Genomic DNA, 25,993 nt, shown 5'->3' with positions numbered 1-25,993 from the left:
CGCCTACACCTCGAGCAGTTCGGCCTCTTTGCGCTTGAGTGCGTCGTCGATCAGGTCGACGTGCTGGCGCGTGAGGGCGTCGAGTTCCTTCTCGCCACGGGCGATCTCGTCCTCGCCCACCTCGTTCTTGAGGGCGTCGAGTTCGTCCTTCGCCTTGCGACGGATGCCGCGGACGTGGACCTTCGCGTCTTCACCCTTCGACTTGACGAGCTTGACGTACTCCTTGCGGCGCTCGGCAGTCAGTTCGGGCATCGTGACGCGAACGACGTTGCCGTCATTCGTCGGATTGGCACCGAGGTTCGGCATGTCGCGAACGGCCTGCTCGATCGCCTTGAGCGCGGACTTGTCGTAGGGCGTGATCAGCAGCGAACGAGCCTCGGGGTTGGCGAGCGAGGCGAGCTGAGCCAGCGGGGTGGGCGTCCCGTAGTAGTCGACGAGCAGCTTCTGGAACAGCTGCGGGTTCGCCCGTCCCGTGCGCACAGTGGAGAAGTCCTCCTTGGCTGCATCGACCGCTCGGGCCATACGAGAAGTGGTTTCTGCGAGGACATCCGCGATCACGGTGACTCCTATCGTCGGGGTGTGAAGCAATTCTATCGGCCCGGGCCCACGAGCCCAGCCAGGCGCTCAGGCGGTGACGAGAGTTCCGATGGGCTCGCCGAGCAATGCCCGCGTGACATTGCCGACCGGCTCCATGCCGAACACACGCATGTCCATGTTGTTGTCCATGCACAGGCTGAAAGCAGTCGAATCGACGACCTTGAGACCCTGCTGGAGAGCATCGCGGTAGGTCACGCGCTCGATGCGCTCGGCATCCGCATGCTTGTTCGGGTCAGCCGTGTAGATCGCGTCGACACCGTTCTTGGCCACGAGCACCTCCTGCGCACCGATCTCGAGTGCGCGCTGGGCGGCGACGGTGTCGGTGGAGAAGTACGGGAGGCCAGCGCCCGCGCCGAAGATCACGACACGGCCCTTCTCCATGTGGCGCTCGGCACGCAACGGGATGTACGGCTCGGCGACCTGGGTCATCGAGATGGCGGACTGCACGCGCGTGGGCGCGCCGGCCTGCTCGAGGAAGTCCTGCAGCGCCAGCGCGTTCATCACTGTGCCGAGCATTCCCATGTAGTCGGCGCGACCTCGATCCATGCCGCGCTGGCTGAGCTCGGCGCCGCGGAAGAAGTTGCCGCCACCGACGACGATGGCGATCTCGACGCGGTCAACCGCGGCGGCGATGTCGCGCGCGATCTGGCCGACGACGTCAGGATTGACGCCGAGCTGGCCGGCGCCGAACGCCTCGCCGGAGAGCTTGAGAAGAACGCGGCGGCGTCCTGTGCGGTCGGTCATGGGGGTGGTCCTCTCGTCCCGATTCAAGATAGTGCCTTCTGGGCATGAAGAAGGGGTCCGGATCGCGTTGATCCGAACCCCTTCGACGATGTTACGCGCCGACCTTGAAGCGCGCGAAGTCCGTCACGGTGATACCGGCGTCCTTCGCCACCTGGGCGACAGAGAGCTTGTTGTCCTTCGCGTAGTCCTGCTCGAGCAGTGCGACCTGCTTGATGAACGCGGAGACGCGGCCCTCGACGATCTTGGGCAGAGCCGCCTCCGGCTTGCCCTCGTTGCGAGAGATCTCGGTGACGATCTCGCGCTCCTTCTCCACGGCGTCGGACGGAACGTCCTCGCGGGAGAGGTACGACGGGTTCGCGAACGAGATGTGCTGCGCGATGCTGCGAGCGGTCTCTGCGTCGTCACCCGAGTAGGCGACGACGACGCCGATCTGCGGCGGGAGGTCCTTGCTCGTGCGGTGCAGGTAGACCTCGACCTTGTCGCCCGAGATCGTGCGCACCTTGCGGAGCTCGACCTTCTCGCCGATGATCGCGGCCTCTTCCGAGATGACCTGCTCGACGCTCTTGTCGCCGGCCTGGGCGGCGAGGGCAGCCTCGACCGAATCAGCCTTGACGGCTGCGACGGCGTCGGCGACCTTGTCGGCCAGAGCGATGAAACGATCGTTCTTCGCGACGAAGTCCGTCTCGCAGGCGAGCTCGATGAGCGTCACGGCGCCGTCCTGCTCGCGAGCGACGATGAGGCCCTCGCTGGTCGAACGGTCAGCACGCTTCGCGTTGCCCTTGGCACCCTTCAGACGCAGGATCTCGGTGGCCTTCTCGACGTCTCCGTCAGCCTCCTCGAGCGCCTTCTTGGTGTCGACCATTCCCGTGCCGAGCTGCTCACGCAGCGCCTTGAGGTCGGCGATGGTGAAGTTGGCCATGTGTGGTGGCTCCTTGCTTCGTGATGTGTGTGGTGGTCGCGGAATTACTTGGCGTCTGCTGCTTCGGCGGCGGCGACCTCAGCGGTCTCCTCACCGGAAGCGGCGGCGATCGCCTCGTCGTGAGCCTCAGCACCGGCCTCATCGGCAGCGGTCTCGTCAGCAGCAGGCGTCTCGACGACGGCAGCCTCGTCGGCAGCGGCGTCATCGACCTGTGCGGCGTCGGCCGACTCCTGGACCGGAGCTTCGAGGAGCTCCTTCTCCCAGTCGGCGAGCGGCTCAGCGTCGCCCGTCTCGGGGTTGTGCTTCTGCTGAAGGCCCTCGGCGGCTGCGTCCGCGATGATGCGGGTCAGCAGCGAGACGGAGCGGATCGCGTCGTCGTTGCCGGGGATCGGGTACTGGAAGTCGTCCGGGTCGGCGTTGGTGTCGAGGATGCCGATGACCGGGATGCCGAGCTTCTTGGCCTCGTCGATGGCGAGGTGCTCACGCTTGGCGTCGACGACCCAGAGGGCGGACGGCGTCTTGGTGAGGTTGCGGATACCACCGAGCGACTTGTGCAGCTTGTCGAGCTCGCGCTTCTTGAGAAGGAGTTCCTTCTTGGTGAAGCCGGAAGCGGCCGGGTTCTCGTAGTCGAGCTCCTCGAGCTCCTTCATGCGAGCGAGACGCTTTGCGATCGTCTGGAAGTTCGTGAGGAGTCCGCCGAGCCAGCGCTGGTTGACGTAAGGCTGACCGACGCGCGTGGCCTGCTCTGCGAGGATCTCCTGCGCCTGCTTCTTCGTGCCGACGAAGAGAATGGTGCCGCCGTGCGCCACCGTCTCCTTGACGAAGTCGTAGGCCTTGTCGATGTACCCGAGCGACTGCTGCAGGTCGATGATGTGGATTCCGCTGCGCTCGGTGAGGATGAAGCGCTTGACCTTCGGGTTCCACCGACGGGTCTGGTGTCCGAAGTGCACACCGCTGTCGAGCAGCTGGCGGATGGTGACCACAGCCATGGTCGTCTCCTTGTTCCGGCGCGATTCTGCGCCCTTGAGGTTGTCAAGTCGATCGGACGATCGAACTTCCTGGTGCCCGGCACACTCCCGCCTGCGTGAAGCAAGGACCTGTGGGAGTGGATGCCACGACCGGAGTCGCTCTGGGCACGCGTAGTCACCCCGAGATCGAGGTGCTCGTCCATCATACAGGATCCTCGCCCGCGACTCGCTCTGCACCGCTGCCCTGAATCGCCGAGTGCCTCGCCATCCGCGGAGATGTCGGCGGCACCGCGCACTCCGTGGTGCACGGGTGTCCGAAGATCGACCGATGCACAGCCGTCGCACGCGCCTCATCCGCCTTTTCGCGTACATCCTGCTGATGATGACCGTATGCCCCGGATCGGGCGCGTACGCGAGTCTCGCGGATGCCGCTCCGTCTGAGCCGTCGCGGCCGGTGTGGGACTGGCCGGTGGACGGTCCGCGCAGCGTCGTCGCCGCCTATCGAGCGCCGGCCCATGACTTCGCCGCGGGGCACCGCGGCGTCGACGTGAGTCCCGGAAGCGGCATCGTGCACGCCCCCGACGACGGAGTGGTGGCGTTCCGCGGTACCGTCGTCGATCGTCCGCTCCTCACCATCGAGCATCCGGGCGGCTACGTCTCCACGTTCGAACCGCTTCTCTCCGAGCTGTCCCCGGGCGAGTCCGTGTCGAGGGGCGATGTCCTCGGTGCTGTCGGGCAGGGTGGACACGCCGCATCGGGGACCCTGCACATCGGCGTTCGCCTGGACGGCGTCTACCTGAATCCGCTTCTGCTCTTCGGTCCGGTCGACCGCGCCGTGCTGCTTCCCTGTTGCGATCCGTTGTGACAGTGGCTCTCGGATCTCGGCGGAGCACGCCCGCGCCGCGCGACGAGTTCAGGCGCGCGGGTGCGCCAGCCGGTATGCGGCAGTGAGCCGCTCCGCCGACACGTGCGTATAGATCTGAGTCGTACCGAGACTCGCATGCCCGAGGATCTCCTGCACGGCCCTGAGATCCGCGCCTCCGTCGAGGAGATGGGTCGCCGCGGTGTGACGGAGGGCATGTGGACCCACGGTCTCCGCCCCGACGAAAGGCGACAGGACATCCGCGACCAGACCGTAGACCGCCCGCGTTCCGATGCGGCTACCCCGGCTTCCCAGAAAGAGCGCAGCAGTCGAGGTCGACGATCTCGCGAGCAGAGCGGGACGGGCACGGCTGAGATAGTCGCCTATCGCGGTCCGCGCAGGCGCTCCGAACGGCACCACTCGCTCTTTGGCCCCTTTCCCGAGCACACGAGCAGTGCGCCGGTCGAGGTCGAGGTCGTCGACATCGATTCCGCAGAGCTCGGACACGCGAATACCCGCACCGTAGAGAAGCTCCAGGATCGCCCGATCTCGGACCGAGATCGGCTCGCCTGACTCCGCGGCGATGCGCTGCGCCTCGAGCAGGTTCTGCATCGCGTCCTGTGACGCGACTGTGGGCAGGGTACGCCCCTTCTTCGGGCTGACCAGCCGCAGGCTCGGATCGACGTCGATGAGCCCCTGCTCATGCGCCCACCCGAAGAACGAACGAGCAGCTGCCGTGCGACGCGCGAGCGTGGAACGGGCATCGCCCCGTTGGGTCGCCCTCCACAGCCAATCGCGCAGAACGTCGAGGTCGATGGCATCGAGAGCCGCGTCACCAAGGCCGGAGCCCAGGTCACGCAGGTCCGATCGATACGCGCGAACGGTCGCGGCGGACAGCCGACGCACCTTCGAAAGGTGGTCGGTGAACGCATCAGCGGCGACCGAGAACTCCACGGAGCCAGCTTGCACGACCGGGGCGCCGGCAGAGGTCAGCCTCGCCGCCCGGTCGCGCGCTTGCGCCTCCACCCGGTCTCGGAACGTTCCACGACCCCTTCCAGATCCAGCATCCCCAGAAGAGCTGCCACGCGCCCCGGGGCGAGCCCCGCGCGGCTGGCGATCTCCGTCACGGTCACCCATGTGCGTGTTCCGACGGCATCGAGCAGCCGACGTTGCTCTGCGTCGATATCGTCCTCCGGCATGGCCACCGCAGCATCGGTCCCGCTCCCCCACAGTTCGCGGACTTCGCCGGCGCTCGTGACGCACCGGGCGTCGAACTCTCGGAGCAGCCGGTGACACCCTGCCGACGACGCCGACGTGATCGGCCCGGGCACTGCCCCGATCGGCCTCCCCAGCGACGCCGCATGGCCGGCCGTGTTGAGCGATCCACTGCGCCATCCGGCCTCGACCACGACGGTCGCCTGGCTGGCGGCAGCAATGAGTCGGTTTCTCGACAGAAAGCGCCACTTCGTCGGCGCGACGCCGCACGGAACTTCGCTGACGACCGCCCCCGTGTCGACGATCCGACGCAGCAGCTGCTGATGCCCCTGCGGGTAGGCGCGATCGACACCGCCGGCGAGGAACGCCACCGTGGCACCGCCGACCGCGAGTGCGGCTCGATGTGCAGCGCCATCGATGCCGTAGGCTCCGCCGGAGACGATGACCGCTCCCCCGGTCGCCAGATCGCCGGCCAGCTCCGCGGCCACGGATTCGCCATAGGCGCTCGCGGCCCGCGCGCCGACGATCGCCACATGCGGACCGCGCGTGAGCAGCGAGGGATCACCGCGCACCCAGAGCACGACGGGTGCGTGGGGACCGAGATCGTTCAGTCCGAGCGGCCACTCGGAGTCTTCGGGCACGACGAGACGCGCCCCGACGTCGCGCGCATCGGTGACGGCGCGCCTCACCCTCGACGGATCCGCTCGCGCCGACCATCGGGCGATCCCTTCAGCGACGGGACCGCCCAGCGTACCGGGCGCGACGAGCCTCGGACCGTCCCCGAAGACGACGCGCAGGGCCTCGGTCGCGCCCAGCTCGCGGATGAGCTCACCTGCCACGCCGTCGCCGGGTTCTGCCAGCACAGACCATGCGATCCGTGCGACCGCCTCGGGGGCATCACCGAGCTGGCCCACATCGCGGACTGATGCCATGAGTGCAGCGTCAGAGAGGAGGGCATCGATCATGAGACGATCCCTCTCTTGAGGAACAGCGCGCCACCGATCTCATCGCGACCTGGCCGGTCGACCCCTGCCAGATCCGCCAGCGTCCAGGCGACGCGAAGAACCCTGTCGTATCCGCGCAACGTGAGCGCTCCCCGCTCCAATGCCCTGTCGAGCGGAGCGCGGGCCGCGGAACCGATACGGATATCCGTCTGCCGCAAGCGGGCTCCCGGAATCTCCGCATTCTGACGCCACGGCGTGCCTCGCCACCTGGCCGCTGCGCGGTCTCTCGCATCGCGGACGCGATCACCCGCAGCGGCGGAGGTGAGCGATGCCTGTTCGCCGCTCATCGCGTGGGCAGCACTGACGCGGGCCAGGTGCAGCTCGATGTCTATCCGGTCACGGAGAGGCCCCGACAATCGAGTCGAATAGCGCCTGATCGCCAACGACGGGCACACGCACTCGGATCCTCGGACTCCGTAGTTGCCGCACGGGCACGGGTTCATCGCCAGAACGAGCTGGAAGCGCGCGGGATAGCTGGCGGTGAACCCCGCGCGGCTCAGCTCGATCGTCCCCGCTTCGAGCGGTTGCCGGAGCGAATCGAGAGCCACACGAGAGAACTCTGCCGCTTCATCCAGAAAGAGCACGCCTCGATGTGCCCGGACGATGGCGCCCGGGCGCGCCGCGCGTGAACCGCCCCCGACCAGCGCCGCGACGGACGCACTGTGGTGCGGCGTCTGGATCGGCGGGGTGAAGTCGAGGTTGCGCACGGACTCCCCCGTGAGCGAGCGGATCGATGCGACTTCGAGTGCTTCGTCGTCGCTGAGCCTCGGCAGAATTCCGGGAAGCCGCTTCGCCAGCATCGTCTTTCCCGCCCCCGGCGGGCCGCTCAGAAGCATGTGGTGACCGCCCGCCGCAGCCACGATCAATGCCTCGACGGCGGCCCGCTGTCCGACGATATCGGCGAGGTCGAGAGCCTCGGATTCGTCAGTGTCTGTGAGAGGGAGTTCCACCGCGTCGACCTCCGTCACCTCGACGTCGGCGCCATGCCAGGCCGCCACCTGGGCGAGCGTGGTCGCCGCGCGTACGTCGATTCCGGGCACGAGCCGTGCTTCGGCCTCGTTAGAGTGCGGCACGATCACGGTCTCGAAGCCTGCACGAGCGGCGGCGAACACGGCAGGGAGCACCCCCGGCACGGGTCGAAGACGCCCGTCGAGACCGAGTTCCCCCAGATGCACGGTCTGGGCTATCGAACGCGCCTGAAGTGCACCACCCGACGCCAGAGCGGCCACTGCGATGCTCAGATCGAATGCCGACCCCTGCTTGGGCAGGCTCGCCGGCGACAGGTTCACCGTCAGTCGGCGGCGAGGGAGCGACAGACCCACGTTCTTGCAGGCGTTGTGCACGCGCTGAACCGCTTCTGCCAGCGACTTGTCGGGCAAGCCGATGATCTTGAACTCCGGGGTCTGGTTCGAGAGATCTGCCTCGACCTCGACCATGTGTCCGACGACGCCCGTGAGCGCCACCGCCCAGGTCCGCGCCGTCGTCACGAGAGATCCAGAAGGTGCTCGAGTTCTCCTGTGGCCGGGTCGGCGCCGACGATCCCGATCGCCTCCACAGCGATGTCATGTCCCAGCGCCTCGCCGGGATGCGCAGCCACCCACGCATGAGCCAATTGCCAGAGCCGTCGGCGTTTTCGGTGGTCCAGGGCCTCGAACGGGTGGCCGTAGGAGTCCGTCCTCCGCGTCTTCACCTCGACGATGACCAGACGGGAGCCGACGCGCGCGACGATGTCCACCTCGCCCTGGACGCATCGCCAGTTCCTGTCGAGAACGCGATAGCCGATCGCGCTCAGATATCGGACTGCACGCTCTTCACCGGCTCTGCCGAGGTCGTCTTTCGCTGCCATGCGGACAGACTGCCGAGAACCGCATCCCCGTGCGGAGACGATCACCCGTCATCGCCGGGTCCGGTGGATACCCGACGTCCTGCGGGAGGGTGTGCAGAGCGGATCACTCGCCGTCGAGCGACAGCTCCTGCGGGATCTCGAACTCTCGTCGCTGCAGCTCTTCGACGTTCACGTCCTTGAACGTGAGCACACGGACCGCCTTCACGAATCGATCGGCCCGATAGATGTCCCAGACCCAGACATCGGTCATCGATATCTCGAAGTAGAAGTCGTGCTCGGTATCGCGTCGGACGACGTTGACCTCGTTGGCGAGGTAGAACCGCCGCTCGGTCTCGACGACGTACTGGAACTGGGCCACGACATCCCGGTACTCGCGGAACAGAGCGAGCTCGAGCTCGCGGTCGTAGTCGTCGAAGGCTTCCTCATCCATGATCACTCCATCCTAGAGTCGACGGCGCGAGCGAGTCGCACGGGATCTCAGAACAGCGTCGGTGCGTCCGCGATCGCCCAGGATGAACGGTGGTGCGGCGACAGTCCGAGCTCTCGTATCGCCAGACGGTGCTCCGCGCTCGCGTACCCCTTGTTCCGGCGCCAGTGATACTCGGGGTGATCATCGTGCAATCGGGCCATATGCGTGTCCCGCGCGACCTTGGCGATCACCGATGCCGCCGACACCGAGGCGCAATCCCGGTCAGCCTTGATCACCGGGCGCACACGCAGAGGGGCGGGATGCATCGCCGAGACGTAGTCGTGGTTGCCGTCGAGAAGCACCAGGGCATCCGCGAGCACGACCCCCTGGTCGGCGATGCTCTGCACCGCACGCGAGGCAGCGAGTCCGAGCGCGCGCATGATTCCGAGCTCGTCGACCTCCGTCGAACTCGCCCAGCCGACACCCGAGGCCTGCACCCACGCAGCAGCTCGGAGTGCGACGTCCGGCCGGCGGTGCTCCGTGACGAGCTTGGAATCGCGAAGTCCATCCGGAACTCGTCGGCGGGCTCCCGCGGCATCCATCATCGCGGCGCCCACGGCGACCGGACCGGCGAGTGCGCCTCGTCCCACCTCGTCGAGCGAGATCACGAGTTCGCACTCCTTGAGCAGTCTCCGCTCCAGTGAGAGCGTCGGCACGACTGTGGTCATTCCGGGTCCGGCACTCCGTTGAAGCTGTCATGATGGCCGTCGATCGTCCCCAACCTGTCCAGCGGCCAGGTCGTGAGAAAGGCTTTGCCGACCACGTTGTCGAGGGGTACGAATCCTCCGCTCGGCAGTTCCTGGTGTGCTCGAGAATCACGCGAGCGATCGCGGTTGTCGCCGAGCAGCCACAGCGAACCTTCGGGAACCGTGACGTCGAATGCCTCATTCGACGCCGCGGTGTCGCCGTCGGGAAGGTTCAGATACGTCAGCTCATCGATCGGAGCGCCGTTGATCGTGATCTGGCCCAATGCGTTGCAGCAGACGACGTGATCGCCCGGCAACCCGATCACGCGCTTGACGAGGTGGTCCTGCGAATCCGTCGCGGAGATCCCGATCACGTTGAGCACCCAGTCCACCGCCTCGATCAGCGGTGGTTGAGCGGGCGTCTGCGGCACCCCGTCGAGCCATCCACCCGGATCCTTGAAGACGACGACGTCTCCTCGTTCGTACGAGGTCCAACGCGGAGTGAGCTCGTCCACGAGGATCCGGTCCTTGACCATGAGAGTGCGTTCCATCGATGCCGACGGAATGTAGAACGAGCGCACGACGAAGGTCTTGACCACGAACGACACGAGCGCCGCGATCACGATGATCACCAGCACATCACGCAGGAATATCAGGAACCCGCGAGGACGCCTGGTCCGAGGCGTGGACGCAGCCGCTGAGTCAGTCGTCATCTGGAATCCTTCACAGTCTCACACCGCTCGGAGACGGCAGTACCAAGCGTCGCACACCTGGCTGAAAACACAGCACCCCGGGACATCGTGTCCCGGGGTGCTGTGGAGTGCGCGAACGTCAGTTGTCGCGCTTCTCCTTGATCTTCGCCTTCTTGCCACGCAGCTGGCGGAGGTAGTAGAGCTTCGCGCGACGCACGTCACCGCGGGTGACGACCTCGATGTGGTCGATCACCGGGGAGTGCACCGGGAAGGTACGCTCGACGCCCACCTGGAAGCTGATCTTGCGGACGGTGAAGGTCTCGCGCACGCCGTCGCCCTGGCGGCCGATGACGACGCCCTTGAAGACCTGGATACGCGAGCGGGTGCCCTCGGTGATGTTGACGTGCACGTTGACGGTGTCACCGGGGTGGAAGACGGGGATGTCGGAGCGCAGCGAGGCTGCGTCGACGGCGTCGAGGATCTGCATGATCGTCTCTCTCTGCACTCGCCTCAGGTCGGATGCATGATGTTAGGAAGGAATAAGAACGGGTTCGTGTCGTACGGCGCCTAAGCGTCCGCGGGCTCCCCTGAGGCAGGGCCGGTCACGGCACAATCATCCATTCTGCCATGCGTGCACTCCGCAACCAAAACGCGTCGACCGCGTTCAGTCGCGGGGGTCCGACTCGCGCACGACGATGACCTCGGGAGCGCTCGCGGAACGACTCGTCGAGCCGGTCGTCCCCACACCCTCCGTCATCGACCATGAGACGGTCTGGCGGAACCCCGCGCCATCGGCCTTCGCCTCAGACCAGAGCTGCCAGAACTGGAGCCAGAACATGCCGATGCCCACGACGACCGCGGCAGCCAGTAGCCAGCCGAACGCTCCGTCGATGAAGCACCCCACCGCGATCGTGAGGCCGTGCCAGAGGGTGAATCCCGCGACATCCCACCAGGAGACCGCGCGCTTCGCACGCACCGACGGTCGTGATCGGGTGAGGAGCGTCAACACCAGCTGCCCCACGAACACGGATGGCACGGCGATGAACAGGACCCAGAGGATCGACCATCCACCCTGGAAGACGCCCCAGCCGATGAACAGCCACAGCGGCAGCAGGAACGCCGCCGGAATCAGCCAGCGGAAGAACGCCTGACGCAACCACATGCCTGAATCGTACGACGGCGCACCGGCTCCTGTCCCGGTGTTCGCTGTGAGCGCGTGGACGCGCGCGATCGGCATATCGGGGAGAATGGAAGCGACGAGAGGACACCCGATGATCGAACTGCGCACCCCTGCCGAGATCGACGAGATGCGCGCCGCAGGTCGTTTCGTGGCCGAGACACTGGCCACCCTGCGGGATGAGACGAGGGTCGGGACGAACCTGCTGTCCATCGACCGCCGAGCACACGACATGATCCGCAAGGCGGGGGCCGAGTCCTGCTACATCGACTACCACCCGTCGTTCGGAGCGAGTCCGTTCGGCAAGGTGATCTGCACGTCGATCAATGATGCGGTCCTGCACGGCCTCCCGCACGACTACGAGCTGCGGGATGGAGATCTGGTGTCGCTCGATTTCGCGGTGTCGGTCGACGGCTGGGTGGCGGACTCCGCGGTCTCTTTCGTGGTCGGCACGCCGCGCGACGAGGATCTCCGGATCATCGAGACGACTGAGCGCGCTCTCGATGCGGCGATCGCGGCAGCTGTCGTCGGCAACCGGATCGGCGACATCTCCGCTGCGATCGCAGCCGTCTCCCATGGCGAGGGGTACTCGATCAACACGGACTTCGGCGGGCACGGCGTCGGACGCATCATGCACGGCGACCCGCACGTCCCCAACGACGGTCGACCCGGACGAGGCTTCCCCCTGCGCGAAGGTCTGGTCTTCGCACTCGAACCGTGGCTCCTCGAGACCACGGACGAACTCATCACCGACCCGGACGGTTGGACCCTTCGCAGTGCCGACGGATCGCGGGGTGCTCATTCGGAGCACACGGTCGCCGTGACGGGCGAGGGACCGATCATCCTCACCGACAGGTCGTTCCTCGGGGTGCGCTGACCCGCGCGTGCCCTCCTGGTCGACGACGGCCAGGAGGGTGCCGGAGATCGCCTAGGATCCGTCGTCGGGCAGGAGATCCGGGCGCCGGCTGCGGGTGCGCTCGATCTGCTGGTCGCGACGCCAGGTCGCGATCGCTCGGTGGTTGCCACTGAGCAAGACGTCTGGAACCGCTCGATCGCGCCACAGCGACGGCTTCGTGTACGAGGGGTACTCGAGCAGGCCGTCTTCGTGTGATTCCTCGACGAGGCTCTCGGGGTTGCCGACCACTCCCGGGATGAGTCGGCCGATGGCCTCGATCATCGCCATGGTCGCGACTTCTCCTCCATTGAGCACGTAGTCTCCGAGGCTGATCAACCGCACCTCACCGAGAGATGCTCCGTATTCGAAGACGCGCTCGTCGATCCCCTCGTAGCGCCCGCAACCGAAGATGAGGTGCTCGCGTGTACTCAACTCCCGTGCGGTCGCCTGTGTGAAGACCTCACCGGCGGGCGAAGGGAAGATGATGGTGGAGGGCTGCGCCGGCGGTCGAGAAGCCAGCTCGTCGAGAGCGAGACCCCATGGCTCCGGCTTCATCACCATTCCGGCGCCGCCGCCGTAGGGCGTGTCGTCGACCGTGCGGTGACGATCGAAGGTCCATTCGCGGAGGTCGTGAACCGACAGATCCAGGATGCCGGCGCTCTGCGCCTTGCCGAGGAGGGAGAGCGTCAGTCCATCGAAGTACGACGGGAAGATCGAGAGGACGTCGATGCGCATGTGATCGAGACTGCGATCACTCGGAGGCGTCTGAGTCCTGCGACTCCGCCTCGGTGCCGTCCGACGTGTCGGGCAGCTCTTCGAAGAGCCCCGGCGGTGGGGTCACGACGACGCGACCGGCACTCACGTCCACGGTCGGCACGATCGCCTTGACGAACGGCACGAGGATCTCGTCGTCGCCCGAGCGGACGATGAGCAGGTCCTGTGCCGGGAAGTGATCGACGCGCGCGACTCTTCCGACGACGACGTCATCGCGCACGACATCGAGGCCGACGAGCTGGTGATCGAACCACGCGTCGTCCTCGTCCTCGTCGGAATCCTGATCGATCCAGAGGATCGCCCGAACGAGGGTCTCGGCCGCGTCGCGATCGTCGACATCCTGCAGGAAGACGACGGGGTTGCCGTTCATCACGCGGTACTCGCGCACGACCACGGTCTTTCCATGCCACGGAGATGCCTCGGGCACCTGCAACGTGAACTCGGCTCCTGTCGTGAACCGTCTCTCCGGGTTGTCGGTGTACAACTCCAGCTTGAGGGCACCCTTGAGGCCGTGGGCCTTGACGAGACGCCCCACCCGCAGCTGGTTCTTGCCCTGGTTGCGGTCTTTCGACACCACGTCAGTCATCCGCGACATCGACGCGGACGCGACGCCCATCGGCAAGAGCGGTGATGAGCGTACGCAGTGCTTTGGCTGTGCGGCCGCCGCGCCCGATCACGCGTCCACGATCATCGGGATGCACACGCACCTCGAGGAGATCGCCTCGCGGCGAGGTGGACGAGTCGATACGCACATCCTCCGGGTGATCGACGATCCCCTTGACGATGTGTTCGAGCGCGGCGGCGAGCACGACGAATTACTCCGCGTCTGCGGCGGGAGCCTCAGCGGCCTCCGCGTCGGCCTTGGCGGGAGCCTCCTCAGCGGGAGCCTCTGCCTTCTTCTCGGCCTTGGGCTTCACGACGGACTTCTTGGAAGCGTCGATCTCGAACGGAACCTTGGGCTCCTTGACCTTGAGCGTGGACTTCGCGTCCTTGTCGCCCTTGAACTTGCCCCAGTCGCCCGTGATCTTGAGGAGCGCGGTGACCTGCTCGGTCGGCTGAGCGCCGACGGACAGCCAGTACTGCGCCCGGTCGGAGTCGACCTCGATGAACGAGGGCTCTTCGGTGGGGTGGTACTTGCCGATCTCTTCGATCACGCGACCATCGCGCTTGGTCTTCGAGTCGGCGACGACGATGCGGTAGTACGGCGCACGGATCTTGCCCAGGCGCTTGAGACGAATCTTGACAGCCACGATTCTCCTGAATTGTGTGGAAGTTGACGAACCGATCGCCTGGAGAGTGGGGTGCACACCCGGCGGAAGCTCAAAAAGGGAGGACGAATGCTGGATAGAGGGTCGAGCACGTCGTCCGACCTTCTATTCTGCCAGATGCGCGGCCCAGGCGCGAAACGCGGCGACATCACGGTTGCCGTGTCGCCGACAGCGCGTGTCAGACTGTGCTCGTGAAGCTCGATTTCGCGCCATCCGCGCGGTCCACTGTAGGCCTGGAGTGGGAGATCATGCTCGCCGATCCGGCGAGTGGCGATCTCGTCGGTCGCGCGCCCGAGCTCTTGGCCGCGCTCGAGGCTGAGAGCGCAGACGAACGCCACACGGTGACGGGCGAGCTGCTCACGAACACGATCGAGGTCACCAGCGGCATCGGCGATTCCGTTGCTCATGCGGTCGACGACATCGCCAACGCCATCGCGGCGGTGCGAGAAGCCACGGACCCTGCCGGTATCGAGCTGCTCTCTGCCGGAAGCCACCCGTTCGCGCAGTGGTACGACCAGGAAGTCACCGACAAGACCCGTTACCACACGCTCATCGAGCGCACCCAGTGGTGGGGCAGGAACATGATGATCTGGGGAATCCACGTCCACATCGGAGTGGAGGACCAGCGGAAGGTGATTCCGATCATCAACGCGCTGGCCGCCTACCTCCCCCACCTGCAGGCGCTGGCCGCTTCCAGTCCGTTCTGGGCGGGCGAGCGCACCGGGTACGCATCGAACCGGGCACTCGTGTTCCAGCAGCTGCCGACCGCAGGACTGCCCTGGCCCCTGAGCGACTGGTCGGAGTACGAGTCCTACCTCGAGGACATGGTGAGGACCGGCGTCATGGCCGACGCCACCGAGGTGCGCTGGGACATCCGTCCCGCACCTCGATGGGGAACCATCGAAGTGCGCGCGTGCGACGGCCTCTCCACGCTTCCCGAACTCGCTGCGATGGCAGCCCTGGTCCAGGTCCTCGTGGAACATCTCTCGCGCCAGCTCGACGAGGGCCGCGACCTCGCGACGATGCCGGCCTGGTTCCACCGAGAGAACAAGTGGCGGGCAGCCCGCGGGCTCGATGCCCGGGTGATCGTCGACGCCGCCGGAGCTCAGCGCCCCGTGCGAGACCACCTTGCCGAGATCATCGAGGACCTCGCCCCCGTCGCAGTCGAGCTCGGCTGCGTACGAGAATTCGGCAGCATCGGCTCGATCCTGAGCGAGGGCGCGAGCTACGAGCGGCAGCTGACGATCGCCAATGCCACGGGAGGAGACCTCGGAGCAGTCGTGCAGCACCTCATTCGCGAGTTCCGCTCCGGACCCGAGTCCTCGACCGACGGACCGTGAGGTCAGTCCTCGACGAGCATTCGGGCGAGCCCTTCGTCCAGCACGACATCCGTGATCAGCTCCGCGGCGATCGCCGCTCTGAGGCTCACGAGCTTGGGAACCCCTGACACCACGCACACACGACGCGGCACGCGGCGCAGCCGGTCGAGACCGGGGCCGGTCGCTCGCGCATTGACCCGGATGTCGCGCCACGAGCCGTCCGCACGGAAGAACACCGTGGCGACGTCGCCGATGGCGTGGTCCTCGCGCAGACTCTGATAGTCGTCTCTGCTCAGGTATCCCCCGACGTAGACCCGGCTGGGGACTTCCGCGGCCGGTGATCCGAGGCTGAAGACAGCGATGTCCATCTTCGACTGGAGATCGAGAACGCGGCGGGTGCTGCGCTCGCGCCACATCGCCTCGCGAGTGGACGGGTCATCGAAGAACGCGGGAACCGGGAACTGCTGCACCTGCGCACCGAAGGCGCTTCCGAAGCGCTGCAGAATATCGCTCGAGTACTCGACGCCGCTCGTCTGCGTGTTGCCTGCACCGTTGAGTTGGACGAAGGTCGTGTTGTGCGTCTCCTTCTGTGTGAGGCCCCGACTCACCGCGCTGATCGTCGACCCCCAGGCGACGCCGACGATCATGTTGGAGTCGACGAACTGCGACAGCAAACGACCTGCTGTCAGCGCCACCCTCTCGAGACGCTCGACCTCGCTCACGATCTCGGGGATCGGCACGACGTGCGCGACCACCCGATGGCGATCACGGATGCGCTGTTCGAGCATGCCCAGTCGTTCGAGGGGCGAGTTGATGCGGATATCGACGAGGCCGCTCTCGCGTGCGTAACTCAGAAGGCGGGATACCGATGAGCGCGAGGTGTGCAATTCCTTCGCGATCACCTCCATGGTCTTGTCCTGCATGTAGTAGAGCTGGGCCGCGGTGAGCGCGGCGATCAGCTTTGCATCCCGGGATTCTGCGGGTGGCTGCGCCATGTCGACCTCCTGGTCATCGATCCTTGCACATATGTGCAGCGGGCTTGCGCACAGCGGGCACAGGGGTCGAAGCTGGGAGCACGCAGAGAGAAGGGTCGAAGATGATCGAGTCGACACACTCATCACCCGAACGCGCGGACGTCCGCGCCGTACGGGAATCCGGACGCACCAGCGTCGTCGTCATCGGAGCAGGGATCAACGGGATCTCCACGTTCCGTGACCTTGCCCTCCAGGGCGTGGACGTGGTGCTCGTCGAACGCGGAGATTTCGCATCCGGCGCGTCGGCGGCCTCCAGCCACATGATCCACGGAGGCATCCGGTATCTCGAGAACGGCGAGTTCCGTCTCGTGCGTGAATCCGTCGAAGAGCGGAACGGTCTGCTGAAGATCGCCCCTCACTACGTGAAGCCGCTGCAGACGACGATCCCGATCTACTCCACCTTCTCCGGCATCCTCTCCGCCCCGCTGCGCTTCCTCACGCACAAGAGCGGAAAGCCGCAGGAGCGCGGTGCGTTCCTGATCAAGGTCGGGCTCACGATCTACGACACGTTCTCCCGCGACGGAGGCACCGTCCCCCGCCATCGGTTCCTGGGACGCAAGCGCTCGCTCGCCGAACTCCCCTCGCTCGACCCGAACATCAAGTACACCGCAACGTACTACGACGCCTCCATGCACGACCCCGAGCGTCTCGCGCTCGACGTGCTGCAGGACGGACGCTTCGCCCACCCCGGCGCGATCGCTCTGAACTACGTCGAGGCGATCGGTCGCGACGGTGCGGACGTGCTGCTCCGCGATCGCGAGAGCGGGACGGAGTTCGCCGTCACCGCCGACGTCGTGGTCAACGCCTCGGGTCCGTGGACGGACCTCACGAACGACTCTCTCGGCACCGACACGAAGTTCATGGGCGGCACCAAGGGCTCGCACATCGTGCTCGATCACCCCGAACTCCTCGAGGCCACCCGCGGACGCGAGATCTTCTTCGAGCACTCCGATGGACGCATCGTGCTGATCTACCCGCTGAAGGGCCGCGTTCTTGTCGGGACGACCGACATCGACGCCGATCCGCGGGAGGTCCCGGTGTGCACGGAGGAGGAGATCGATTACTTCTTCGAGCTCATCCACCACGTCTTCCCGAAGATCGATGTGACGCGTGAGCAGATCGTCTACAACTTCTCGGGCATCCGCCCCCTGCCGCGCCACGAGGACACCGCTCCCGGATTCGTCTCCCGCGACTACCGCATCGAGGTCGACGAACAGGGCGCTGCGCCGCTCGTCAGCCTGGTCGGCGGGAAGTGGACCACCTTCCGCGCACTCGGCGAATCGCTCTCGGATGTCGTGCTCGGCCTGATCGGGCGCACCCGTACCGTGTCGACTGTGGGACGCGCGATCGGCGGCGGCCGCGACTTCCCTCGCACGGAGAAGGCCCGTCGCATCTGGATCCAGGAGAACCTCCCTGGAGCGGGCGACCGCGCAGAGCGGCTGCTCGCTCGCTACGGCACGCGCGCCTCGCAGGTGTGGGAGTTCATCGAGCAGGGTGACGACGCTCCCCTCGCCGGCGGCGATCTTTCGACCCGCGAGCTGGCCTGGATGGTGGAGAACGAGATGGTGGCCCGACTGCAGGACGTCATCCTGCGCCGCACCAGCATCGCGTTCGTGGGGCATGCCGACGCGGATGTGCTCGAAGAGCTTGCCGACGCACTGGCTCCTCTGCTCGACTGGGATCGTGCACGGCACGATGCCGAGCTCGAGCAGACGCGTCTGCTGCTGAACGAACGACATGGACTCCAGATCTCGTCCCGCGCACGCGGCTGACGAGAGATCCGAGCACCGCCCTCCACGCGGTGTAATCAACAACAAGTGCCAGGGCTATGGGGCCCTGGCACTCGAGAAAGGTCAATGAAGACATGACTGAAGTGAATCTCGGTCTCTACTTCCTCTCGGAGTTCGTCGGCACAGCGTTGCTGATCCTCCTCGGATGTGGTGTGGTGGCGAACGTCGCTCTCGCGAAGAACAAGGGCTTCGGCGGCGGCTTCCTGATGGTCAACTGGGGATGGGGTCTCGCGGTCTTCGTGGGTGTCCTCGCCTCCGCGTATTCCGGCGCCATCCTGAACCCGGCTGTCGGCATCGGTCTCCTGGTCGCCGACAAGATCGACTTCTCGCAGTTCGCCGTCGCGACCGGAGCCGAGCTCCTCGGCGCGATCGTCGGAGCGATCCTCACCTGGCTCGCCTACAAGCAGCACTTCGACGAGGAGCCCGATCCCGCCAACAAGCTCGGCGTGTTCTCGACCGGCCCCGCGATCCGCTCCTACGGCTGGAACCTCGTCACCGAGGTCATCGGCACGTTCGTCCTCGTGTTCGCCGTCTTCGCGTTCGCCGACTACGGCGACATCGAGATCGGTGTCCCGGGCGGCCTCGGACCGCTCAGCGCCCTCCCCGTGGCACTCGTCGTGGTCGCGATCGGCGCCTCTCTCGGTGGACCGACCGGCTACGCCATCAACCCGGCCCGTGACCTCGGCCCGCGCATCGCCCACGCCATCCTGCCGATCAAGGGCAAGGGCTCGAGCGACTGGTCCTACTCGTTGGTGCCTGTCGTCGGACCGCTCATCGGTGGCGTCCTCGCGGCGGTCGCCGCGCCGGCACTGCTCAACCTCGCCTGAACCCGAACCTGACTTCAAAGGAGAACACACATGGCCGACTACATCATCGCCATCGATCAGGGCACCACTTCCAGCCGCGCGATCATCTTCGACAAGAAGGGCAGCATCGTCGCGACGGGTCAGAAGGAGCACGAGCAGATCCTTCCCAAGGCGGGCTGGGTCGAGCACGACCCCGCCGAGATCTGGCGCAACGTGCAGGAGGTCATCGGTCTCGCTCTGAGCCGTGCCGACCTGACGCGTCACGACATCGCCGCCGTCGGCATCACCAACCAGCGTGAGACCGCGGTCGTCTGGGACAGGAAGACCGGCAAGGCCGTCTACAACGCGATCGTCTGGCAGGACACGCGCACGCAGCAGATCGTCGACCGCCTGGCGGCCGACGGCGGCGTCGAGCGGTTCAAGCCCGTGGTGGGCCTCCCCCTCGCCACGTACTTCTCCGGCACGAAGATCGCCTGGATCCTCGAGAACGTCGACGGAGCACGGGAGAAGGCGGAAGCCGGAGACCTCGCCTTCGGCACGACCGACAGCTGGGTGCTCTGGAACCTCACGGGTGGCGTCGACGGCGGCGTGCACGTGACAGACGTCACGAACGCGTCGCGCACGATGTTCATGGACCTCGAGACGCTCGAATGGCGCGACGACATCCTGGAGGCGTTCGGTGTGCCGCGCTCGATGATGCCCGAGATCCGCTCCTCCTCCGAGGTGTACGGCGCGGCCGAGGACTCGTCGCTGCTGCGCGAGACCCCGATCGCCGGCATCCTGGGCGACCAGCAGGCTGCGACGTTCGGCCAGGCGGCCTTCAACACGGGCGAGAGCAAGAACACCTACGGCACCGGCTGCTTCCTCATCTTCAACACGGGCGAGGAGATCGTCCACTCGAAGAACGGGCTGCTCACCACCGTCGGCTACAAGCTCGGCGACGGACCCACGCACTACGCGCTCGAGGGCTCGATCGCCGTCACCGGATCCCTGATCCAGTGGCTCCGCGACCAGCTCGGCATCATCGGATCCGCTCCCGAGGTCGAGGAGCTCGCCAAGCAGGTCGACGACAACGGAGGCGTGTACATCGTCCCCGCATTCTCGGGTCTGTTCGCTCCGTACTGGCGTCCCGACGCCCGTGGCGCGATCGTCGGCCTCACCCGCTACGCGAACAAGAACCACATCGCTCGTGCGGCACTCGAGGCCGTCGCCTTCCAGACCCGCGACGTGCTCGACGCGGTCAACGCCGACGCCGGCGTCGACCTCACCGAGCTCAAGGTCGATGGCGGCATGGTCGCGAACGACGCGCTCATGCAGTTCCAGGCCGACGTCCTGGGAGTTCCCGTGGTTCGCCCCGTCGTCGCCGAGACCACGGCGCTCGGAGCGGCCTACGCTGCGGGTCTGGCCGTCGGATTCTGGAACGGACTCGACGACCTCTCCGCCAACTGGCAGGAGGATCGTCGCTGGGAGCCCTCGATGGAGGACGCCGAGCGCGACCGCCAGCTGCGACTGTGGCGCAAGGCCGTCAACAAGTCGATGGACTGGGTCGACGAAGACGTGAAGTGACCTCAGTGATCTGAGGAGGCGGGCCCGGAGGATTCCTCCGGGCCCGTTTCGTGTCCCCGAGAAGCTGTCACGGACGCGAGGATCCGCAGGAAGGCGGTCGTGACGCTGCGCGGCGCACGGTCGTCCCACACGACGTACTGGACTCGCACCGGACCGTCGCGCAGCTCGACGGCGACCACCTCGGAGGATGATGCGGCAATCACGCCCGGCGCGAGCAGCGCGACTGCGAGCCCCTCGGACACGAGTCCGAGCAGCAGCTCCGACGAGTCGGCCTCGAATGCCACATCGCGCGAGACATCGGATGCCGCGAATGCCGCGTCTCCCTGTGCACGCCCGGAGGTGCCGGCAGGGAAGTCTGCGAAGTCCTCATCTGCGAGGTCCGCGAGCCGCACTCGGGCCCGACCCGACAGGCGATGCGACGGCGGCACCGCGAGGACCAGTCGCTCGCGACCGAGTTCTCGGGCGGCGACACCCCTCGGCGTGGCCTGCTCACGCAGACCGAGCAGCGCGACATCGAGGTCGCCGTGCCGCACTGCGTCGGCGAGGGTGTCGCTGTTGCCGACGGCGAGCTCGACCCGGGTATCAGGATGCGCCTCGCGGAAGCGAGAGAGGACCCGCGGCACCGAGACCGCACTCGCCGTGGGGATGACGCCGAGGCGCAGCGTACCCACGACACGGCCGGAAGCCGCGGCCGCAGCCTCACGGGCGTCGTCCGCCGCCATCACCGCGACCTTCGCGTGACGCAGGAACGCCTCTCCCGCCTCCGTCGGCCGGACACTCCGGCTCGAGCGGACGAAGAGACGCTGTCCGAGCTCCCGTTCGAGCGCGGCGATCTGGTGGCTGAGGGCGGACTGCGTGACGAAGCACCGTTCGGCCGCCCGAGTGAAGCTCGACGTCGACGCCACCTCGACGACGTACCTCAGCTGCTGTAGATCCACACATCCATGATCTCTCTTCATGGTTCCGTTGACAAACACGCCTTGGACTCATGCCCTGAACCGGTTCAGGCTGAAGGCATGACACGCTTATCGGTTCTGCTGCTCACCGCTCTCGCTCCCCTCTCCTGGGGCACCACGTACCTGGTGACGACGGAACTGCTTCCGGCCGGTCACCCTCTCCTCGCGGGGCTGCTCCGCGCACTCCCTGCGGGACTCATCGCGCTGGCGATCGGCAGAACCCTCCCGTCCGGCGACTGGTGGCTGAAGTCGCTGGTTCTCGGAAGCCTCCACATCGGGGCATTCTTCCCCCTGCTCTTCCTGGCCGCCGAGCGGCTGCCCGGTGGAGTCGCCGCGGCCGTCGCCGGAGCACAGCCGATGATCATCCTCGGCATGAGCGCGCTCGTTCTCGGCGACCGGATCCGCCCGCTCACCGCCGTCGCTGCCGTCGTGGGAACGGGCGGCGTCGCTCTCGTCGTCCTGGGGCCGGCCGCGCAGCTCGACGCCCTCGGGATCCTCGCCGCTCTCGGTGGCGTGACCGCCACCGCGCTCGGGATGATCCTCACCAAGCGCTGGGGCCGTCCTGCAGGGGTCGGACCCGTGGCATACGCGGGTTGGCAGTTGACGGCCGGCGGTCTCGTCCTCCTGCCGCTCACCCTGCTCTTCGAGGGCGTGCCGGCCACCGTCGACAGTGGAGCTGTGCTCGGATACGTCTGGCTGGGCTCGGTCGGAGGGCTGCTCGCCTACACACTCTGGTTTCGCGGCATCCAGCTGCTGCCGGTCATCGCCCCGGGGCTGCTCGCTCTGCTCTCCCCCGTGGTCGCGACGCTGCTGGGCACAGTCGTTGCCGGCGAGTCCTTCACGCCGCTCCAGGCGCTGGGGATCGCCCTGATATTCGTCGCGCTCATCGTGGGACAGCTGACGGCGCTCAGAACACCGCGTCGGTCGCCGTCCCCTGTTCGGGAGCACTCACTGACGGCATCCCGATCGTGACGGACGTCAGCTCTTGCCGAAGAGCTTCTGGATCTCGGCGAGGTCCGCCTCGCTGGGTGCCGCCTTGCCCCCTCCCAGACCGAATCCGGACCCGGTCGGGGTGGAAGCGGTCGCGATCCCGGCATTCTCAGCAGCACGCTTGGCCGGGTTTCCGGAACGGGATCCGCCCGACGACTTGCCCTTCTTGCCGCGCTTGGACGATGCGCCGGGCTTGCCCATCCCGGGCATCGCCCCCATTCCGGGGATGTTCGGCGTGCCGCCGCGCGCGACGGTCTTCATCATCTTGGCCGCCTGGTCGAACCGCTGGACGAGCTGATTGACATCCGTGACCGTCATGCCCGAACCGCGGGCGATGCGCAGGCGTCGCGAGCCGTTGAGGACCTTCGGATTACGTCGCTCACCCGGGGTCATCGACCGGATGATGGCCTCGGTGCGATCGATCTCACGCTCGTCGAAGTCCTCGAGCTGCTGCTTCATCTGCCCCATGCCGGGAAGCATCCCCAGCATCTTCTTCATGGAGCCCATCTTCTTCATCTGCTGAAGCTGGTCGAGGAAGTCCTCGAGAGTGAACTGCTCGGTCGCGAGCTTCTCGGCCATCTTGACGGCCTCTTCCTCATCGAAGGCCTGCTGGGCCTGTTCGATGAGAGTGAGGATGTCGCCGAGGTCGAGGATGCGGCTCGCCATGCGATCGGGGTGGAAAGGCTCGAGGTCCTCGAGCCGCTCGCCGGTCGACGCGAAGATGATCGGGCGTCCGGTGACGGATGCGACCGAGAGGGCCGCGCCACCGCGGGCGTCGCCATCGAGTTTCGACAGCACGACTCCCGTGAAGTCGACGCCCTCCTGGAACGCGCGGGCGGTGTTGACCGCGTCCTGACCGATCATGGCGTCGATGACGAAGAGGACCTCGTCGGGGTCGGTCGCCTTGCGGATGTCGGACGCCTGCTTCATCAGCTCGGCATCCACGCCCAGGCGACCGGCGGTGTCGATGATGACCACGTCGTGCTGCTGACGGCGCGCGTACTCCACACCGTCGCGGGAGACCCTCACCGGGTCGCCGACGCCGTTGCCCGGCTCGGGGGCGTAGACGGTCGCGCCTGCCTGCTCCGCCACGACCTGGAGCTGGTTGACGGCGTTGGGTCGCTGGAGGTCGGCGGCGACGAGCAGAGGCGTGTGCCCCTCGCCCTCGAGCTGCTTCGCGAGCTTGCCCGCGAACGTCGTCTTTCCCGATCCCTGGAGGCCTGCCAGCATGATCACGGTCGGAGCGGTCTTGGCGAACTGCAGACGACGCTGTTCGCCGCCCAGAATCTGGATCAGCTCCTCATTGACGATCTGCACGACCTGCTGCGCGGGGTTCAGCGCCTTGTTGACCTCATCGCCGAGGGCGCGCTCGCGCACCTTGGCAGTGAACTCCTTGACGACGGTGAGCGCGACATCGGCGTCGAGCAGTGCGCGACGGATTTCGCGCACGGTGCCGTCGACGTCGGCCGCGGTGAGCTTTCCCTTCGTGCGAAGGTTGCGGAAGGTCTCGGTGAGCCGATCGGAGAGCGTGCCAAAGGTAGCCATGGTGACACCGAGTTTACGCGACTCCGGCTCCGTTCTCCGCGCTCGGGGCGGCACCGATCGCGAGCTCGGCCCTGAGCAGCTCCTTCGCGCGCGCGTAGCGTCCCCGAGCCGTCGACGAGGGGACCCCCAGATGCTCTGCCGCCTGCGTGAGCGAGAGACGATCCCAGTGCACGAGTCGCACGATCTCGGCCAGATCCGGGTCGATCCGTGCGATGGCGTCGCGAACCTCGATCCCGTCATCTGCCGACGGCGAGATGTCGCTCTCTCTCAGATGCAGACGGAGCCTATCCGCGAGCGCCCACCTCCTGCGCTGTCCGCGCGCATGGTTCGAGAGTGTGCCTCGAGCGACGCCGAAGAGCCACATCCGCGCGCGCTCCGGGTCGACAGGGAGATCCGCGGAGCGTCTCCACGCGATGACCATGGTCTCGCCGAGCAGGTCCGCCGCTTCTCCGGACCCCACTCGACGCGACAGGTAGGCGAGCAGGTCGGTCGAACTCGTTTCCAACGCTGCCGTCAGCCTCGCCTCGGGAGTCACTCCCCTGCTCCCCACTCTTCGCCTGCACAGCGCACCTGACTGTGCGCGTCCGTTCCGGCCAGGACATCGCCGGCGAACCCCTGGTTCTGCAGCACGTCATGGATCAGCTCACCGACGGCCTGTTCATGCGCCGTCCAGGCGTTCAGGTCCGCGCGCCGAGGGTCGGTCTCCGCGGACGTGCCGGCGGCGTCCGCGGCCTCCAGGGTCGCGCGATACTTCGGGATGAGAGGCGCCGCGGCAGCTTCGACATCCGTGGAGGCGAACCACTCGTCGATGATGCGGTTGACCCGCGCGTCGGTGAACACGTCGTGCGTGTCCATCGCGCTGAACCGGAGCTCGCACTCTCCCCAGGTCGGCGATGTGTAGCTGTACACCCGATCGAGGTCATCGAGACCGGGCCCCCAGAGCCAGTCGGATGACGCCGCCGCGACGCCTGCGCCGCTGATCAGGAACAATGCGAGCAGCCCGCTGAGCGCAGCGGTTCGGCGTCGTCGTCGCGTCGGCGGCCCGCTCTCCTCGCGCGCGGCGACGATCATGGCGTGGGTGACCGCAGGATCCGGTTCGTGGCGCCGAGGGGCGGAAAGGTCGAGCATCTCGTCGAGCGGATCAGCGGTCATTGTGTCTCCTCGGTCAGTGGGTGCCTCACTCCTGACCTGTCCGGATCCCGCGAATCCGTCCGCGCGTCTGTCAGATACCGCGCGAACTCCACGGGAGCCGAGCCATCGCCGCCATCGCATCTGCGAACCTGTCGGCCACGGATCCTCGACCGGCACCGCTCTCCGCCCAGGCCCGAACGGCCGCGAGAACGGCAGCAGCCCAGGTGGCCGCGGCGATGTCCGCCGTGAGGGAGACGACTCCCGACCGTCGCGCGAGGTCGGCCAGGGCCGCGGCGAGCCGGGCCTGGCGAAGCGCGGCGTCCTGCTCAAGCTCGTCATCGAGGCCCATGGCCGAGGAGTTGGTCATGGCGAGAGCCAGACTGTCCGGCGCGAAGTCCGCGACGAGTGCCGAGAGGATGCGCCTGACCTCGGCGCCGTCGCGGTCGTGAGGCAGCACGGCGAGATCCTCGACAGCGGCGTCGATCCGCTCGTCGAGACCTGACCACAGCACGTCGCTCTTCGATGAGAAGTAGTTGAAGAAGCTCGAGCGACTCACGCCAGCACGCTGCGTGATGTCGGCGACGGACGTCGCGTCGTATCCGCGCTCGAGGAAGAGCTCGCAGGCAGCCTCGGCGAGGGTCTCGCGCGAAGACGCCTTCGGGCGCCCTGCTCGGCTCGTGCTGCTCATGCTCACACGCTACCGCGCGTCGTCAGCGCGTGCCGCAGATCGTCAGAAGGAG

Annotated in this window: 30 protein-coding genes; 7 read left to right on the top strand and 23 right to left on the bottom strand. The window is 66.8% G+C overall.

Going from position 1 to position 25,993, the window contains the following annotated elements; all coding sequences use genetic code 11:
* Positions 1-3: 3 nt before the first annotated feature.
* The 4 genes from frr to rpsB all read right to left on the bottom strand — a co-directional run bounded on the left by frr (position 4) and on the right by rpsB (position 3,249).
* Positions 4-558 (bottom strand): ribosome recycling factor, encoded by a 555-nt coding sequence (gene frr / locus AC3WS6_RS10220; protein ID WP_492500911.1) that lies wholly within the window; start codon positions 556-558, stop codon positions 4-6.
* Between the two features lie 66 nt (positions 559-624).
* Positions 625-1,341 (bottom strand): UMP kinase, encoded by a 717-nt coding sequence (gene pyrH / locus AC3WS6_RS10215; RefSeq protein ID WP_492500910.1) that lies wholly within the window; start codon positions 1,339-1,341, stop codon positions 625-627.
* A 91-nt stretch (positions 1,342-1,432) separates the two neighbouring features.
* Entirely contained in the window at positions 1,433-2,260 is an 828-nt protein-coding gene (gene tsf / locus AC3WS6_RS10210) for a translation elongation factor Ts (protein WP_492500909.1), read from the bottom strand.
* Between the two features lie 44 nt (positions 2,261-2,304).
* Positions 2,305-3,249, bottom strand: coding sequence for a 30S ribosomal protein S2 (gene rpsB, locus AC3WS6_RS10205; protein ID WP_492500908.1), 945 nt, complete (start codon positions 3,247-3,249; stop codon positions 2,305-2,307).
* Between the two features lie 307 nt (positions 3,250-3,556).
* Between rpsB and AC3WS6_RS10200 the strand changes: the two genes are divergently transcribed.
* Complete coding sequence (locus tag AC3WS6_RS10200; protein ID WP_492500907.1) at positions 3,557-4,093, top strand: murein hydrolase activator EnvC family protein; 537 nt, start codon at positions 3,557-3,559, stop codon at positions 4,091-4,093.
* Positions 4,094-4,141: 48 nt separating this feature from the next.
* On the opposite strand, the gene AC3WS6_RS10195 is transcribed toward AC3WS6_RS10200, so the two are convergent.
* The 9 genes from AC3WS6_RS10195 to AC3WS6_RS10155 all read right to left on the bottom strand — a co-directional run bounded on the left by AC3WS6_RS10195 (position 4,142) and on the right by AC3WS6_RS10155 (position 11,164).
* Complete coding sequence (locus AC3WS6_RS10195; protein WP_492500906.1) at positions 4,142-5,044, bottom strand: tyrosine recombinase XerC; 903 nt, start codon at positions 5,042-5,044, stop codon at positions 4,142-4,144.
* Between the two features lie 35 nt (positions 5,045-5,079).
* Positions 5,080-6,237 carry a DNA-processing protein DprA gene (gene dprA, locus AC3WS6_RS10190; protein WP_492500905.1) on the bottom strand — a complete coding sequence of 386 codons (1,158 nt, stop codon included), beginning with the start codon at positions 6,235-6,237 and terminating at the stop codon, positions 5,080-5,082.
* A gap of 29 nt (positions 6,238-6,266) precedes the next feature.
* Positions 6,267-7,796, bottom strand: coding sequence for a YifB family Mg chelatase-like AAA ATPase (locus tag AC3WS6_RS10185; RefSeq protein ID WP_492500904.1), 1,530 nt, complete (start codon positions 7,794-7,796; stop codon positions 6,267-6,269).
* Complete coding sequence (locus AC3WS6_RS10180; protein WP_492500903.1) at positions 7,793-8,155, bottom strand: YraN family protein; 363 nt, start codon at positions 8,153-8,155, stop codon at positions 7,793-7,795. The genes AC3WS6_RS10185 and AC3WS6_RS10180 overlap by 4 nt, the downstream gene beginning before the upstream one ends.
* Before the next feature lie 103 nt (positions 8,156-8,258).
* The gene (locus AC3WS6_RS10175; protein WP_201469650.1) at positions 8,259-8,585 is read right to left on the bottom strand and encodes a DUF2469 family protein; all 327 of its coding nucleotides are present in this window, start codon (positions 8,583-8,585) and stop codon (positions 8,259-8,261) included.
* Positions 8,586-8,632: 47 nt separating this feature from the next.
* Positions 8,633-9,292: a ribonuclease HII gene (gene rnhB, locus AC3WS6_RS10170; RefSeq protein WP_492500902.1), complete on the bottom strand. Its 660-nt coding sequence runs from the start codon at positions 9,290-9,292 to the stop codon at positions 8,633-8,635.
* Entirely contained in the window at positions 9,289-10,023 is a 735-nt protein-coding gene (gene lepB / locus AC3WS6_RS10165) for a signal peptidase I (RefSeq protein ID WP_492500901.1), read from the bottom strand. The genes rnhB and lepB overlap by 4 nt, the downstream gene beginning before the upstream one ends.
* A 118-nt stretch (positions 10,024-10,141) precedes the next feature.
* Complete coding sequence (gene rplS / locus AC3WS6_RS10160; RefSeq protein ID WP_194764096.1) at positions 10,142-10,489, bottom strand: 50S ribosomal protein L19; 348 nt, start codon at positions 10,487-10,489, stop codon at positions 10,142-10,144.
* A gap of 177 nt (positions 10,490-10,666) precedes the next feature.
* Positions 10,667-11,164, bottom strand: a complete 498-nt coding sequence (locus AC3WS6_RS10155; protein WP_492500900.1) for an MFS transporter permease — start codon at positions 11,162-11,164, stop codon at positions 10,667-10,669.
* 109 nt (positions 11,165-11,273) lie between these two features.
* On the opposite strand from AC3WS6_RS10155, the gene map reads away from it, so the two are divergent.
* On the top strand, positions 11,274-12,056 hold the full coding sequence (map, locus tag AC3WS6_RS10150) for a type I methionyl aminopeptidase (RefSeq protein WP_492500899.1): 783 nt from the start codon (positions 11,274-11,276) through the stop codon (positions 12,054-12,056).
* A 51-nt stretch (positions 12,057-12,107) separates the two neighbouring features.
* On the opposite strand, the gene trmD is transcribed toward map, so the two are convergent.
* The 4 genes from trmD to rpsP are packed head-to-tail and all read right to left on the bottom strand — an operon-like array spanning position 12,108 to position 14,098.
* The gene (trmD, locus tag AC3WS6_RS10145; RefSeq protein ID WP_492500898.1) at positions 12,108-12,809 is read right to left on the bottom strand and encodes a tRNA (guanosine(37)-N1)-methyltransferase TrmD; all 702 of its coding nucleotides are present in this window, start codon (positions 12,807-12,809) and stop codon (positions 12,108-12,110) included.
* 16 nt (positions 12,810-12,825) lie between these two features.
* Entirely contained in the window at positions 12,826-13,434 is a 609-nt protein-coding gene (gene rimM / locus AC3WS6_RS10140; protein WP_492500897.1) for a ribosome maturation factor RimM, read from the bottom strand.
* Positions 13,427-13,657 (bottom strand): RNA-binding protein, encoded by a 231-nt coding sequence (locus tag AC3WS6_RS10135; protein WP_492500896.1) that lies wholly within the window; start codon positions 13,655-13,657, stop codon positions 13,427-13,429. The genes rimM and AC3WS6_RS10135 overlap by 8 nt, the downstream gene beginning before the upstream one ends.
* A gap of 6 nt (positions 13,658-13,663) precedes the next feature.
* Positions 13,664-14,098 carry a 30S ribosomal protein S16 gene (gene rpsP, locus AC3WS6_RS10130; protein WP_492500895.1) on the bottom strand — a complete coding sequence of 145 codons (435 nt, stop codon included), beginning with the start codon at positions 14,096-14,098 and terminating at the stop codon, positions 13,664-13,666.
* 209 nt (positions 14,099-14,307) lie between these two features.
* On the opposite strand from rpsP, the gene AC3WS6_RS10125 reads away from it, so the two are divergent.
* The gene (locus tag AC3WS6_RS10125; RefSeq protein WP_492500894.1) at positions 14,308-15,456 is read left to right on the top strand and encodes a glutamate--cysteine ligase; all 1,149 of its coding nucleotides are present in this window, start codon (positions 14,308-14,310) and stop codon (positions 15,454-15,456) included.
* Between the two features lie 2 nt (positions 15,457-15,458).
* On the opposite strand, the gene AC3WS6_RS10120 is transcribed toward AC3WS6_RS10125, so the two are convergent.
* The gene (locus tag AC3WS6_RS10120) at positions 15,459-16,430 is read right to left on the bottom strand and encodes a sugar-binding transcriptional regulator (protein ID WP_492500893.1); all 972 of its coding nucleotides are present in this window, start codon (positions 16,428-16,430) and stop codon (positions 15,459-15,461) included.
* 101 nt (positions 16,431-16,531) lie between these two features.
* On the opposite strand from AC3WS6_RS10120, the gene AC3WS6_RS10115 reads away from it, so the two are divergent.
* The 3 genes from AC3WS6_RS10115 (at position 16,532) to glpK (ending at position 20,631) form a co-directional block, all read left to right on the top strand.
* Positions 16,532-18,241: a glycerol-3-phosphate dehydrogenase/oxidase gene (locus AC3WS6_RS10115; protein WP_492500892.1), complete on the top strand. Its 1,710-nt coding sequence runs from the start codon at positions 16,532-16,534 to the stop codon at positions 18,239-18,241.
* A 92-nt stretch (positions 18,242-18,333) separates the two neighbouring features.
* A complete protein-coding gene (locus AC3WS6_RS10110) occupies positions 18,334-19,086 on the top strand; it encodes an MIP/aquaporin family protein (protein WP_492500891.1) in 753 nt (250 codons plus the stop codon).
* A gap of 30 nt (positions 19,087-19,116) precedes the next feature.
* A complete protein-coding gene (gene glpK / locus AC3WS6_RS10105) occupies positions 19,117-20,631 on the top strand; it encodes a glycerol kinase GlpK (protein WP_492500890.1) in 1,515 nt (504 codons plus the stop codon).
* 2 nt (positions 20,632-20,633) lie between these two features.
* Here glpK and AC3WS6_RS10100 read toward each other — a convergent pair whose 3' ends face one another.
* Entirely contained in the window at positions 20,634-21,569 is a 936-nt protein-coding gene (locus tag AC3WS6_RS10100; protein WP_492500889.1) for a LysR family transcriptional regulator, read from the bottom strand.
* Positions 21,570-21,647: 78 nt separating this feature from the next.
* Here AC3WS6_RS10100 and AC3WS6_RS10095 point away from each other — a divergent pair, with 78 nt between their 5' ends.
* The gene (locus AC3WS6_RS10095; RefSeq protein ID WP_492500888.1) at positions 21,648-22,559 is read left to right on the top strand and encodes an EamA family transporter; all 912 of its coding nucleotides are present in this window, start codon (positions 21,648-21,650) and stop codon (positions 22,557-22,559) included.
* Positions 22,560-22,565: 6 nt separating this feature from the next.
* Here AC3WS6_RS10095 and ffh read toward each other — a convergent pair whose 3' ends face one another.
* The 4 genes from ffh to AC3WS6_RS10075 all read right to left on the bottom strand — a co-directional run bounded on the left by ffh (position 22,566) and on the right by AC3WS6_RS10075 (position 25,941).
* A complete protein-coding gene (ffh, locus tag AC3WS6_RS10090; RefSeq protein ID WP_492500887.1) occupies positions 22,566-24,122 on the bottom strand; it encodes a signal recognition particle protein in 1,557 nt (518 codons plus the stop codon).
* Positions 24,123-24,135: 13 nt separating this feature from the next.
* The gene (locus AC3WS6_RS10085) at positions 24,136-24,627 is read right to left on the bottom strand and encodes an RNA polymerase sigma factor (protein ID WP_492500886.1); all 492 of its coding nucleotides are present in this window, start codon (positions 24,625-24,627) and stop codon (positions 24,136-24,138) included.
* A 26-nt stretch (positions 24,628-24,653) separates the two neighbouring features.
* Complete coding sequence (locus AC3WS6_RS10080; protein ID WP_492500885.1) at positions 24,654-25,274, bottom strand: hypothetical protein; 621 nt, start codon at positions 25,272-25,274, stop codon at positions 24,654-24,656.
* A 70-nt stretch (positions 25,275-25,344) separates the two neighbouring features.
* The gene (locus AC3WS6_RS10075; protein ID WP_492500884.1) at positions 25,345-25,941 is read right to left on the bottom strand and encodes a TetR/AcrR family transcriptional regulator; all 597 of its coding nucleotides are present in this window, start codon (positions 25,939-25,941) and stop codon (positions 25,345-25,347) included.
* Between the last annotated feature and the right edge of the window lie 52 nt (positions 25,942-25,993).

The organism is Microbacterium sp. EB106-03-03-XG65, from assembly GCF_058791955.1.
The sequence above is the reverse complement of the archived record's forward strand: the minus strand, read 5'-3'. Positions and strand labels throughout refer to the sequence as shown.